This window comes from Mycobacterium pseudokansasii, from assembly GCF_900566075.1.
Taxonomy (GTDB): Bacteria; Actinomycetota; Actinomycetes; order Mycobacteriales; family Mycobacteriaceae; genus Mycobacterium; species Mycobacterium pseudokansasii.
This window is the reverse complement of sequence record NZ_UPHU01000001.1, coordinates 3,966,889-3,979,424: the sequence shown is the minus strand read 5'-3', so window position 1 is coordinate 3,979,424 and position 12,536 is coordinate 3,966,889. Positions and strand designations below refer to the sequence as shown.

General features: G+C 66.6%; 11 protein-coding genes. 10 read left to right on the top strand and 1 reads right to left on the bottom strand.

Features of this window, described 5'->3' with window-relative positions:
• Nucleotides 1-68: 68 nt before the first annotated feature.
• From EET10_RS18010 to EET10_RS17975, 8 genes are all read left to right on the top strand, one after another.
• Entirely contained in the window at nucleotides 69-1,049 is a 981-nt protein-coding gene (locus EET10_RS18010; protein ID WP_099188463.1) for an Acg family FMN-binding oxidoreductase, read from the top strand.
• 159 nt (nucleotides 1,050-1,208) lie between these two features.
• Nucleotides 1,209-1,523, top strand: coding sequence for a hypothetical protein (locus tag EET10_RS18005; protein ID WP_244602000.1), 315 nt, complete (start codon nucleotides 1,209-1,211; stop codon nucleotides 1,521-1,523).
• A gap of 52 nt (nucleotides 1,524-1,575) precedes the next feature.
• On the top strand, nucleotides 1,576-2,007 hold the full coding sequence (locus EET10_RS18000; protein WP_036402441.1) for an Hsp20/alpha crystallin family protein: 432 nt from the start codon (nucleotides 1,576-1,578) through the stop codon (nucleotides 2,005-2,007).
• A 9-nt stretch (nucleotides 2,008-2,016) separates the two neighbouring features.
• The gene (locus EET10_RS17995) at nucleotides 2,017-4,059 is read left to right on the top strand and encodes an erythromycin esterase family protein (RefSeq protein ID WP_063468247.1); all 2,043 of its coding nucleotides are present in this window, start codon (nucleotides 2,017-2,019) and stop codon (nucleotides 4,057-4,059) included.
• 38 nt (nucleotides 4,060-4,097) lie between these two features.
• Entirely contained in the window at nucleotides 4,098-5,099 is a 1,002-nt protein-coding gene (locus EET10_RS17990; protein ID WP_063468248.1) for a 1-phosphofructokinase family hexose kinase, read from the top strand.
• A 140-nt stretch (nucleotides 5,100-5,239) separates the two neighbouring features.
• Nucleotides 5,240-6,010 (top strand): universal stress protein, encoded by a 771-nt coding sequence (locus EET10_RS17985; protein WP_036402450.1) that lies wholly within the window; start codon nucleotides 5,240-5,242, stop codon nucleotides 6,008-6,010.
• Between the two features lie 334 nt (nucleotides 6,011-6,344).
• Nucleotides 6,345-7,001, top strand: a complete 657-nt coding sequence (locus tag EET10_RS17980) for a response regulator (protein ID WP_036402455.1) — start codon at nucleotides 6,345-6,347, stop codon at nucleotides 6,999-7,001.
• A 241-nt stretch (nucleotides 7,002-7,242) separates the two neighbouring features.
• Nucleotides 7,243-8,892 carry a GAF domain-containing sensor histidine kinase gene (locus EET10_RS17975; RefSeq protein WP_174719701.1) on the top strand — a complete coding sequence of 550 codons (1,650 nt, stop codon included), beginning with the start codon at nucleotides 7,243-7,245 and terminating at the stop codon, nucleotides 8,890-8,892.
• A 63-nt stretch (nucleotides 8,893-8,955) separates the two neighbouring features.
• On the opposite strand, the gene EET10_RS17970 is transcribed toward EET10_RS17975, so the two are convergent.
• The gene (locus EET10_RS17970; protein ID WP_036402460.1) at nucleotides 8,956-9,765 is read right to left on the bottom strand and encodes a universal stress protein; all 810 of its coding nucleotides are present in this window, start codon (nucleotides 9,763-9,765) and stop codon (nucleotides 8,956-8,958) included.
• A 222-nt stretch (nucleotides 9,766-9,987) separates the two neighbouring features.
• On the opposite strand from EET10_RS17970, the gene EET10_RS17965 reads away from it, so the two are divergent.
• Entirely contained in the window at nucleotides 9,988-10,893 is a 906-nt protein-coding gene (locus tag EET10_RS17965) for a universal stress protein (protein WP_036402462.1), read from the top strand.
• Nucleotides 10,894-10,956: 63 nt separating this feature from the next.
• Complete coding sequence (locus EET10_RS17960) at nucleotides 10,957-12,474, top strand: bifunctional aminoglycoside phosphotransferase/ATP-binding protein (protein WP_244602003.1); 1,518 nt, start codon at nucleotides 10,957-10,959, stop codon at nucleotides 12,472-12,474.
• Nucleotides 12,475-12,536: the final 62 nt, after the last annotated feature.

Below are 12,536 nucleotides of genomic sequence, written 5' to 3'. Positions count from 1 at the left end.
CAAGGACTCTGGCGCCGAATCCCGGCTGCGACGAAAGTCGATATCAGATCACAAGGCAGGTGAATGCGATGACCCAAGCGATGGTCGACACCACGGTAATCACGAAGGCCGTGGAGTTGGCGTGCCATGCTCCTTCACTACACAACAGCCAGCCGTGGCGGTGGTTCGCGGGCGGTACGGCCGTCGATTTGTTCCTCGATCCGCGCCGCCTGGTGACCTCGGCGGACAGCTCGGGTCGCGAAGCGGTGATCAGTTGCGGTGCCCTACTCGATCACTTTCAGGTCGCCATGGCCGCCGCCGGGTGGGACGCAGCCGTCGACCTTTTTCCCAACCCCAACGATCTGGACCACCTGGCCTCGATCGACTTCGCCCCGATGGACTATGTCACCCAACCCCGGCGTGACCGGGCCGGCGCGATATTGCGTCGCCGAACCGACCGGCGTCCGTTCCGGGCGCCCAGCGAATGGGCGTCATTGGAATCCGTGCTGCGCAGCTCGTTCGAAAACGACGGGATCGAGCTTGCGGTATTGGCCGACGACGCGCGGCCTCGACTCGCCGAGGCGTCGCGGCTCACCGAGGCGCTGCGCCGCTACGACGACTCATACCATCATGAATTAGCGTGGTGGACAGCGGCTTCCAGGGAATCGGAAGGGATACCCGAAAGCGCGCTGGCGTCCGGGTCGGCGGCTCGGGCGGTGGCTGTGAATCGCCGGTTTCCTGCCGACTGGCACAGCGAGCGCAGTTCGGCCAGCAGGCCCGATCAAGCCAGAATCGTGGTGCTGTCGACGCCCGGGGACACCCGCGCCGACGCCCTCGATTGCGGCCGGGCGCTGTCGGCCGTCCTGCTCGAGTGCACCCTTGCCGGATTGGCGACCTGCCCGGTCACCCACCTGACCGAGATAGCAGCCAGCCGCGCCATCGTCGGCGATCTCACCGGCAGCCCGGCGGTACCTCAGGTGTTGATCCGGATCGGCGTGGCACCCTCCGGCGAGGTTCCGCCGCCCACACCGCGGCGACCGTTGCGCGACGTGCTGGAGTTTCGCCGCTGAACCATGGCGATCGGGCCCCGCCGGTCAGGCCGCACCGATTACCGATCACAGGTGACTTCCGGCCCTATGCGCCGGCCGAAAAGCGCCGAATCATTGGGCCAACCCGGCGAATCGACGAAAGCCGCGTGCACACACAAAGAAAACACAAAGGAAATCGGTATGGGTTCTCCGTTGGGAAACGCTCCGCTATTGACAGATTCCGATCTCGATGCGCTGGCGGTGCAGTTCCTCGACTCGGCGTATGCCGACCACCACAAATATTCCGAGTGGCCGCTGGATCGGCGGATCGAGGGTTTTCTGCTTCGCCGGGGACTTGTCCGTCTCGCCGAAGACGGTGACGCATATGGCCTGATCCTGGACCGCGTCATGGCCTACCTGGGGGCAGCCCATCGTCGAGGTCCCGGCACCGGCGGCAGAGCCGACGAACGGCCCCGCCGGCCCGGGACTTCGGTCCCTATCGTCGGCCGGGATTGACTGGTCGGATAGAAATCGCCACTACGAAGAGTCGAAAATCAAGGAGATAATCATGACTTCTTTCTCCGTGCAGCGCCGGCCCAGGTCACTGTTCCCGGACTTTTCCGAACTGCTCGCCGGCTTTCCGTCGTTTGCCGGCCCGCGTCTCGCGGCCGAAAGCCGGCTGATGCCGCTCGAGGACGAATTGAAGGAAGGCCGCTACGAGGTGCGCGCCGAAATCCCGGGTGTCGACCCGGCCACGGACATCGACATCACCGTGCACGACGGGCGGCTGACCATCAAGGCCGAACGAACCGAGAAGAAAGAATTCGATGGCCGGTCGGAATTCTCCTACGGCTCGTTCGTTCGGACCGTCGCGTTGCCGGCCGGCGCCGACGAAGACAGCATCGAGGCCACCTACGACAAGGGCATCCTCACCGTCTCCGTTGCCGTGTCGGACGCCAAGCCCGCCGAGCGCCGGATTCCGATCCAGCGCGCCAACTGACTGAGCGCCATGACCAGTTCAGCGAAGACCACCCGGCACGCGCCGCGGCGGGTATTCCGTGACCGCGGCGAGGCCGGCCGGGTGCTGGCAAGTCTGTTGAGTGCCTATCGCGACCACGGGGACGTGATCGTGTTGGGCCTGGCGCGGGGTGGCATACCCGTCGCCTGGGAGGTGGCGGCGGCGTTGCACGCTCCGCTGGACGCCTTCATCGTCCGTAAGCTCGGCGTTCCCGGCCACGAAGAGTTTGCCCTGGGCGCGCTGGCAAGCGGTGGCCGCGTCGTCGTCAACGACGATGTGGTGCGGGGGTTGCGGATCACGCCGCAGCAACTGCGCGACATCGCCGAGCGCGAAGGCCGCGAGTTGGTCCGCCGCGAGGCCATGTATCGCGCGGGCCGCCCGCCGCTCGACGTCGCCGGCAAGACGGTGATCCTGGTCGACGATGGGTTGGCCACCGGCGCAAGCATGTTCGCGGCGGTGCAGGCGTTGCGCGAAGCCGAGCCCGAACAGATCGTGATTGCGGTGCCGGCGGCCCCGGAATCCACCTGCCGGGAGTTCGCCGGCATCGTCGACGACGTCGTATGCGCCTCCATGCCCACCCCGTTTCTGGCGGTCGGCGAATCGTTCTGGGACTTTCGCCAGGTCACCGACGAGGAGGTCCGCCGGCTGTTGGCCACCCCGACCTCGGGCATCTCGGTGATCCGACCCGCGGCGCCGACAGTCGCCGAGGTGATCAACAGCGTGGCCATCGACGCTCCCGGCGGTGTTCCACCGCCGGAAACCCTGGAAGAGCTCATCGGCGACGCGCCGATCGTGTTGATCGGCGAAAGCTCGCACGGCACCCACGAGTTCTACGCGGCCCGGGCCGCCATCACGAAATGGCTGATCGAGGAGAAGGGCTTCTGCGCGGTTGCCGCGGAGGCGGACTGGCCCGACGCCTACCGGGTGAATCGGTATGTGCGCGGCCTGGGCGAGGACCGCAGCGCCGCAGCAGCGTTGAGCGGTTTCGAGCGCTTTCCGGCCTGGATGTGGCGCAACGTCGTGGTCCGCGACTTTGTCGACTGGCTGCGCGCACGCAACCAGCGGCACCAATCGAATGGTCGACGGCAAGCCGGTTTCTACGGCCTGGACCTCTACAGCCTGCACCGCTCGACGCACGAAGTGATCAGCTTTCTCGACAAGGTCGACCCTACCGCGGCGGCACGGGCACGCGCCCGTTACGCCTGCTTTGACCACACCTCCGCCGACGACGGTCAGGCCTACGGGTATGCGGCGGCATTTGGCGCCGGTCCCTCGTGTGAACGTCAAGCCATCGAGCAATTGGTCGACCTGCAGCGCCACCTGCTCAGCTATGCGCGCAGGGACGGGCTGCTCGCCGAGGACGAAGCGTTCTACGCCCAACAAAATGCGCAGACCGTACGCAACGCGGAGGTGTACTACCGCGCGATGTTCAGCGGACGGGTCACCTCCTGGAATTTGCGCGATCAGCACATGGCCCAGACCCTGGACGCGCTGCTGAAGCACCTCGACCGCCACGACAATGTCCCGCCGGCCCGAATAGTGGTGTGGGCACACAATTCTCACGTCGGAGACGCCCGGGCCACCGAAGTATGGGCCGACGGACAGCTCACCCTCGGTCAACTTGTTCGGCAACGATACGGTGACGAGTCGCGTCTGATCGGGCTGTGCACCTATTCCGGCACGGTGACCGCTGCCAGCGAATGGGGCGGAGTCGCCGAACGCAAGGTGGTTCGACCCGCACTCAACGGAAGCATCGAGCAACTACTTCACGAGACCGGACGCAACGCCTTCCTGGTGTCACCGCAGATAACCCCGGAAGCCGCGGACCCGCTCAGCGTCGTGCGGCTGGGACGTGCCATCGGGGTGATCTACCTGCCTTCGACGGAGCGGCAAAGCCACTACTTCCACGTCCGCCCCGCCGATCAGTTCGACGCGATGATCCACATCGACAAGACCCGCGCGCTCGAACCTCTCGAGACCACCAGTTTGTGGATCGCCGGCGAGACACCGGAAACCTACCCGAGTGGCCTGTAGCCGCCGGTCCCAGCGGAGTCAACGGACATGAAACGGAGATGACCAAGCCGGCCCACCCAGTCGCGACCGGACCTCGAATCGTCACGTTGACCATGAATCCGGCGCTCGATATCACCACCAGCGTCGACGTCGTCCGGCCGACCGAAAAGCTGCGCTGCTCGGCGACCCGCTACGACCCGGGCGGCGGCGGGATCAACGTCGCCCGGATCGCCCAGGTCCTCGGCGGGTCGGTGTTTGCGGTGTTTCCCGCGGGTGGGTCGCATGGCGGGCTTCTGGTGCGGCTGCTCAGCGAGGAGGGGTTGCCGTGCGCACACATCCCGATCGCCGCGTCGACCCGGGAAAGCTTCACCGTCAACGAGACCAGTACCGCCCGGCAGTACCGGTTCGTGCTTCCGGGACCTCAACTGACATCGGCAGACCAACAGCGATGTCTTCAGGAACTGCGGTTTGCCGCGCGCTCCGCCGACTTCGTGGTGGCCAGCGGCAGTCTGCCGCCAGGGGTACCCGCCGATTACTATCAGCGGGTTGCCGATGTCTGCCGCCAGCTCGGTGCCAGGGTCGTGTTGGACACCTCCGGAGGCGGCCTGCGGCACATCTCCCGCGGGGTCTTCCTGCTCAAGGCAAGCGTGCGAGAACTCCAGGAGTGCGCCGGACGCGAGTTGGTCACCGAGTCCGCGCAATTCGGCGCCGCGCACGAGCTGATCGACCGCGGCCTTGCGCAAGCCGTGGTGGTGTCGCTGGGATCGCACGGCGCGCTGCTGGCCACACGCGACACCAGTGAGCGGTTTTCGGCGGTTCCGATGGGACACGGAAGCGGCGTCGGGGCCGGCGACGCCATGGTTGCCGCCATCACGGTGGGCCTGTGCCGCGGCTGGTCGCTGGCCGAGTCGGTTCGGTTGGGGATTGCGGCGGGCGCGGCAATGCTGCTGACACCCGGTACGGCGGCATGTGAGCGCGCGGACGTGGAGAGGTTGTTCGAACAGGTTGGCCAGCCCTCCGAAGTCACCGAAGTCACCGACGTGTCCGCCTCCGCGATGTGACCGTGAGGGTTCGACGTCGGATTCTCGGCGGAACCCGCCGGGGACGAACGACATTCCAGGTAAGGCCGAACGGCCCCTGCCCACGGAGCCGATTTCGCAATAGCCTGACATTGAGCGGGTCGAAGTAGTCAGGAGCCCACATGTCGCAGCCGGACCCGAAGTCAGTGGTCGTGGCCGTCAACGGCTCACAAGCCGCGGTCAACGCTGCCAAGTGGGCGATCGAAGAGGCAAGGGGCCGACAGCTGCCGCTCCGCCTGGTATATGTCATTCCCGCCCCTGATGTGCCGGGCGAGTCGGTGCAGAACTCCGAGTGGGAGCTCGAGCGCGCCGAGCGGGCGCTGTATCAGGCGGACGGGGCCATCCAGGGCGAAGGACGACCGGTCGAGACCGAAACCGCAATCCGATCCGGCGATCCGGCACAGGTGTTGATCGGTGAATCGCAGGAGGCCGCCCTGATCTGCGTCGGCACCGCGCGGCGGGGCAGGGCGGCCGATGGGTTGTTGGGTCCGACCGCCGCCGCGTTGGTCACGGGCGCCCACTGCCCGGTCGCGATAGTGCGGACCAATCCCGACGGCTCGCCCACCAAGCTGGGCGTGATCGCCGTCGTCCTCAACGACGAAGCCGACAACGACGAAGTCGTGCACCAGGCGATGGAGGAGGGGCGGCGCCGACATGCCACGGTGCGCCAGATCGATCGCCGGCTCAACAGCTGGGTCCGCCGCTATCCGGACGTGCCCGTCCAAATCGTTGCCGCGGGTACCGGCGCGAAGGGCGCCGAGCGCCACGGCAGCGCGATCGACCTGGCCGTTGTCGGCCAGACCGACGCCGAGCAGCTCCCGGAACTGGCTACCCCCAATTGCCATCCGATTCTGGGCTATCCCGACTGCTCGATCCTGGTGGTTCGGCGCTGACATCGGGCGGGAGAGCACGCCGCGCATTTCGGCCAGTTGCGAGCACGACATACCCACCGATTTTCTTGCGGCGCCAACCGGTTCATCGCCCGACCCGGTGAGTGGAAAACCCGTCGGCCACGTCGTCTTCGACGGCGGCAGGTGGCGCCGCGACGCCGGGTGACGGGTACGGGCCGGATCGCGTCCAGGGTCGGGATGCAAGACGCGCAGGGCGTACGAGGGACACGAAAGAGATGCCAACCGACATCGCCGTCCAATATGGGCCCAATATCGGCAATAGTGGCAATAGTGGGGAATAGTTGGGAGTTGGCGCGGTCAGCTGAAAGGACTCGCAATGGTTAAGGTTTTCTTGGTCGATGACCATGAAGTAGTCCGCCGCGGATTGACCGATCTGCTCGCCTCCGACCCTGACCTCGAGATCGTCGGCGAAGCGGGTTCGGTATCGGAGGCAATGGCGAAGATCCCGGCGCTGAAGCCGGATGTCGCCGTGCTCGACGTGCGCCTGCCCGACGGCAACGGCATCGAATTGTGTCGTGACCTGCTGTCCGATCAGCCCGAATTGCGGTGTCTGATGCTGACGTCGTTCACCTCCGATGAAGCGATGCTGGAGGCGATTCTGGCCGGCGCCAGCGGCTTCGTCGTCAAAGACATCAAGGGTATGGAGCTGGCCCGGGCGATCAAAGACGTCGGCGCCGGCAAGTCGCTGCTGGACAACAGGGCGGCCGCCGCGCTGATGGCAAAGCTGCGGGGCGGGGCTGAGCATCACGACCCGTTGTCCGGATTGACCGAGCAGGAGCGGACGCTGCTGGGACATCTCAGCGAGGGATTGACCAACCGGCAGATAGCCGCCCGGATGTTTCTGGCCGAGAAGACGGTGAAGAACTACGTGTCGCGCTTGCTTTCCAAACTCGGTATGGAGCGGCGAACCCAGGCAGCCGTGTTCGCCTCGAGGCTGGGCCAAGGATCTGCGCCGCCAACGCCCGGCAACTGACGCGTCCGGCCAAGACCCCGGCCGGAATTATTTTGCCGGTCAGCGCCGCCGGCGAATCATGGGCTCCGGGGGTAATGGCTACTTGGCCGCGGGGTCGTTAAGCTGGTCAGCGACATCCGATTGTCGCCCGGATAGCGCCGGCTGTCGTAAGCCGGGGGCGTGGAAGGTTTCGAGTCAGGTGGCTAGTGACCAAAGCGGCTCACCATTTGCGGGGTTGGGTCAGCCAGGACTAGTGGACAGGATGCACGCGCAGCTCGACGAATTGTTGGCGGCCCGTGACCAAATGGAGCAATTGCTGCGCGTGATCGTCGAGATCGGGTCGGATCTCGACCTCGACGGAACTCTGCGGCGGATCGTCGCCGCGGCCAGGGAGTTGACCGCCGCCCCCTACGGCGCCCTGGCCGTCCGTGATCTCGAGGGAACGTTGCTCTCGTTCATCCACGAGGGGATAGACGCCGAGATGGCGCGACGGATCGGGCATCTGCCGGTCGGCAAAGGGGTGCTGGGCGTCTCGCTCGTCGAAACGCCGGCGTTGCGCCTGGATGACCTGACCGCACACCCGGCCGCCTGCGGGTTCCCCGAGCACCATCCGCCGATGCGCGCTTTTCTCGGCGTGCCGATCATGATCCGCGGAACGGTATTCGGCCACCTCTACCTCACCCATGTCGGCCCCGGCCGGGTCTTCTCCGAATCCGACGAGTTCGCGGCTCGCGCGCTGGCGTTCGCGGCCGGGGTCGCCATCGACAACGCGCGGGTATTCGAGCGCGAGCGCACTGCGGTGAAGTGGATGGAGGCCAGCCGCGAGATCACGACCGCACTGTTGACCAGCGCCGAGCCGCAGCGGCGTCCGTTGCGGTTGATCGCGGAAAAGGCTTGTGTACTAACCGATGCCGAACAGGCGATTGTGCTGATTCCGCTCGATGCCGACCAGCCGCCCGAGGAGATCGACACGTTGGTTGTTTCCGCCGCGGTGGGGCGGCATGCCGCTGAGGTCGTCGGCCAGCGGGTCCCGGTGGACGGCTCGACCACGGGTACCGTTTTCCGGTCCGGCCAACCGCTGATCACCGAGGCGTTCAACCACAGGATTCCCGCGTTCACTGATGTCGCGCAGCGTTCCGCGATTCTGATGCCACTTCGCGCCCACGACCACGTCGCCGGGGTGATCGCCATTGCCCGCGGCGCCGACAAGCCGCCTTTCGACGCCAGCTATCTGGATTTGGTGCGCGATTTCGCGACCCATGCCACGATCGCACTGATGCTCGCCTCCGGCCGTGAGGATGCGCGGCAGCTGACCATCCTGGCCGAGCGCGAGCGCATCGCTCACGACCTGCACGACCACGTCATCCAGCGGCTGTTCGCCGCGGGGATGGATCTGCAGGGCACGCTTGCCCGGGCGCGCTCACCGGAGGTGATCGGCCGGCTCGGCCGCACGTTGGATGATCTGCAGACCATCATCGAGGAGATCCGCACCGCCATTTTCCAGCTGAAGGCTCCGCTGGAGCGCGACGGCGGCTTTCGGCACCGCATTCAGGCAGTGGTCGCCGACCTGACCGAGCATCGCGACATCGTCACTACCGTGCACATCGATGGTCCGATGGCCGCCGTCGGCGGCGAACTGGCCGACCACGCCGAAGCGGTCACCACCGAGGCCGTCAGCAACGCCCTGCGCCACTCGGGCGCTACCGAGCTGACCATCGAGGTCGGCGTGGCCGACATGTTCAGCCTTGACATCGTCGACAACGGGTGTGGCCCGCCCGCCGGCATTTCGCGCCGCAGCGGCCTGGCCAATATGCAGCACCGGGCCGAACAACTCGGCGGCAGCTGCGAGATCAGCAGGGCATCCGACGGCGGCACCCGGGTCCACTGGACGGCTCCGCTGGGTGACTGCTGACGACGGCTGCTCGGCGGGTGGCGTTGTCGCCGTCACGGTCGGCCCGCCGCTGTGGCGGCGCCGTCAGTTCGGCACTACGAGCACCGAATGCCCATCGCGGCGTGGCACGTGGAATGTCACCGGGCCGACCATCCGCGCGACGTCGTCGGCGTCGTCGCTGCCCACGACGGCCAATTGGATCGGTTCCTCGGTCCTGCTGAGAAATTCGGCGACCCCATGCCGAGCGGCTGCCGGTTGGACGTGGAGGTCTCGATACTGACAAACCCAGCGGTCGAGCCGACGATTCAGCTGCTCGTAGCGAATCTCACCCACACCCCATCGCCAGACACCCATCGCCAGGATCGGCGCCCCGCGAAGGTGCGCCTCCCGGAAGCCCTGTTCGAGCACCGCGTCGTTCGCCGGTGAATCCTCGACGACAACAGCGATCCAGGCCGAATCCGGCACGGCGTCGTTATGGCCGCTGCGGATGACCGCGGTCGGGCACCGGGCCTTTCGCGCCACCGCCTCGGCGGTCGAGCCCAGCAGTTTGCGGGCGACCCGCCCGATCCCCACCGACCCCACGCAAACCATGGCCGCCGAACGTGATTCGTCGATCAAGGTGCCGCCGGGTGATCCGTGGACGATCTCGGTCTCGACTTTGACGGCCTCGTCCATGGCGTGCAGCGCGGCCGCGGCGCCGTGGAGGGCCATTTCGGCGTATTCGACGTCCAGACTTTCGTCGCCGGCGGGCATATCGGCGCCGCGGGGGGTCGCATGGATCAACCGCAGCGGGATGTCGCGGCTGATCGCTTCGGTAACCGCCCACTTGGCGGCGTTGATCGCGGCGTCCGACCCGTCGATACCCACCACGATTCGTGATTGCGGATGATTCATCGCATCCTCCCGATCAGACGGCCCGCCCACAGACCAGCGAACCCGTCACTTCGCGAGGTTATTGCGCATCGCCGGTTGCCGGCAGGGTCGTTCGACCCCTGCTCGCGAGGCGTTGGTCCCCGGTGGGTAGCGAAGGTCTGACGGCCACGCGGTTGGTGACTTAAGCCCCACGACCGGTGCCGGCGCGGGCACTAGCGTTTTGGTTGGCTGAGCGAGAAGGGAATGTCTACAACCATGAAACGTCTGGGCATCGTCGTAGGCGTCGACGGATCGGCCGCGTCGAATGCGGCAGTGTCGTGGGCAGCACAGGACGCCACGCTGCGCCATCTTCCACTGACCTTGGTGCACATGGTGAATGCGGCCGTGCCGATGTGGCCCGAGATGCCGATGGCGATGGGCATGGCCGCGTGGCAGGAGGAAGACGGTCGCCAGGTCCTCGAACAGGCGGTCAAGATCGCTGAGGAGGCTGTGCAGGCCCACCGGGAGATCACCATCCACAGCGAGCTGAGATGGTCGCCTCCGGTGCCCACGCTGGTAGAGCTGTCCGCCGAAGCAGAGTTGGTGGTGGTGGGCAGTTACGGGCGCGGAGCGGTCGCCCGGGCGGTCCTGGGCTCGGTCGGTTCGGCGCTATTGCGCCGCGCGAACTGTCCGGTCGCCGTCGTCCGCGACCCGGACCCGGCCGCCGCCGATCCTGCGCATCGTGCTCAGCTGCAGCAAGCCCCCGTCGTGGTCGGAATCGATGGCTCGCCGGTCTCGGAGCTGGCGACGGCCATTGCGTTCGACGAGGCGTCGCGCCGCGGTGTGGAGTTGAAGGCGGTGCATGCCTGGAGCGACCTGGAAGTGGTCGACCTGCCGGGTTTGGACTGGGCGACCGTCAAGGCCGAAGCGGAGCAGACCGTGGCCGAACGCCTGGCCGGCTGGCAGGAGCGTTATCCCGACGTCACGGTCCATCGGCTCGTCGTGTGCGATCGGCCGGCGCGCGAGCTGATCGACCAAGCGCAAAGCGCCCAACTCGTCGTGCTGGGCAGCCACGGCCGAGGGGGATTCACCGGAATGCTGCTGGGTTCAGTCAGCAATGCGGTGGTTCACTCGGTTCGGACACCGGTGATCGTGGCTCGTCCGTCCTGAGCCGTCCTGGCCACAGCGCCGAGATGTCCGCGTCAATCGGCAACGAGCGCATGGGAGGCCGTGATCAACGCCGACAGAGATACTGCCGACGCAGCGACGACCGCTGGGGTGCTCTACGTCGATGTGCACGAAACCCACACCGGTGTCGTGGTGCTCGCCGGCGACCGGGCCTACAAGGCGAAGAAGCCGGTGTTGACCGACTTCCTGGATTTCCGGACACCCGAGCAACGCGAACGCGCGTGTCTGCGCGAAGTCCAGTTGAACAGCCGGCTGTCTGCCGACAGTTATCTCGGCATCGCGCATCTCTCCGACCCTGCCGGAGGTCCCGCCGAACCGGTCGTGGTGATGCGGCGTTACCGCGACAGCGACCGGTTGGCGTGGCTGGCCAAGCACGGCGGGTGCGAGACGTCGGTTCGGGGGTTACTGGACACCATCGCCGCAGTGCTGGCCCGCTTTCACGAGCATGCTGAGCGAAGTCCACTGATCGACGCCCAGGGCGAGGTCGGCGCGATCAATCGACGCTGGACTGATAACCTGACCGAACTTCACCGCTATGCGGGTGCGGTGTTCTCCGACGAGTCGATCGGGCGGATCGAGCAGCTGGTTGCCGAATTCGTCTGCGGCCGTGACGTTCTGTTCAACCGCCGGATCGCGGAAGGCTGCATTGTCGACGGCCACGGCGATCTGCTTGCCGACGACATCTTCTGCGTCGCCGACGGACCGGCCCTGCTCGATTGTCTCGAGTTCGACGACCAACTTCGTTACGTCGACCGTATCGACGATGCAGCCTTCCTGGCCATGGATTTGGAGTTCTTGGGCCGCAACGACCTTGGCGAATACTTTCTCGAACGCTACCTGGTTCATTGCGGCGATACCGCGCCGAAGCCGCTGCATGACTTCTACATCGCCTATCGCGCGGTAGTGCGGGCCAAGGTCGACTGTGTCCGGCTGTCGCAGGGCAAGTCGTCGGCCGCGGCCGACGCTGCCCGGCACCTGGCCATAGCCACCCGGCATCTGCGCCAAGGCGCGGTTCGGCTGGCGCTGGTCGGCGGCAACCCGGGCACCGGAAAATCCACCGTGGCCCGCGCATTGGCGGAACGCGTTGGGGCTCAAGTCATCTCCACCGACGACGTGCGCCGGCAGCTGCGTGAGTGGGGCGCCATCGCGGGAGAGTCCGGCGTGTTGGATGCCGGGCTGTACAGCCCCCGAAACGTCACGGCCGTCTACGAGGTAGCCCTGCGCCGAGCGCGTCTGAGTCTGGCGAATGGGCGGCCGGTGATCCTCGACGGGACCTGGCGCGATCCGCAGCTGCGCGCCCAAGCGTATCGCCTTGCCGCCGAAGCACATTCGCCGCTGGTGGAACTGCTGTGCACGGTCCCGGTCGACACGGCAGCCGACCGAGTCAGGACCAGGCAAGCGGGCAATTCCGATGCGACGCCGCAGATTGCCGCGACCCTGGCCGCTCAGCACAACGGCTGGGACACCGCGCATCCGGTCGACACCTCCCGTCCGCTCGAGTTCTCGGTTCGGGAAGCCCACGACGTCTGGCTCGGTGCCACCGGAGCCGGCGCGCCGCAATAGCACCGCGGTCGTCGGATTCGCTCCCGGCGGCCGCGAGCCGAGCCCAAGGCCCCTCTCGTCGA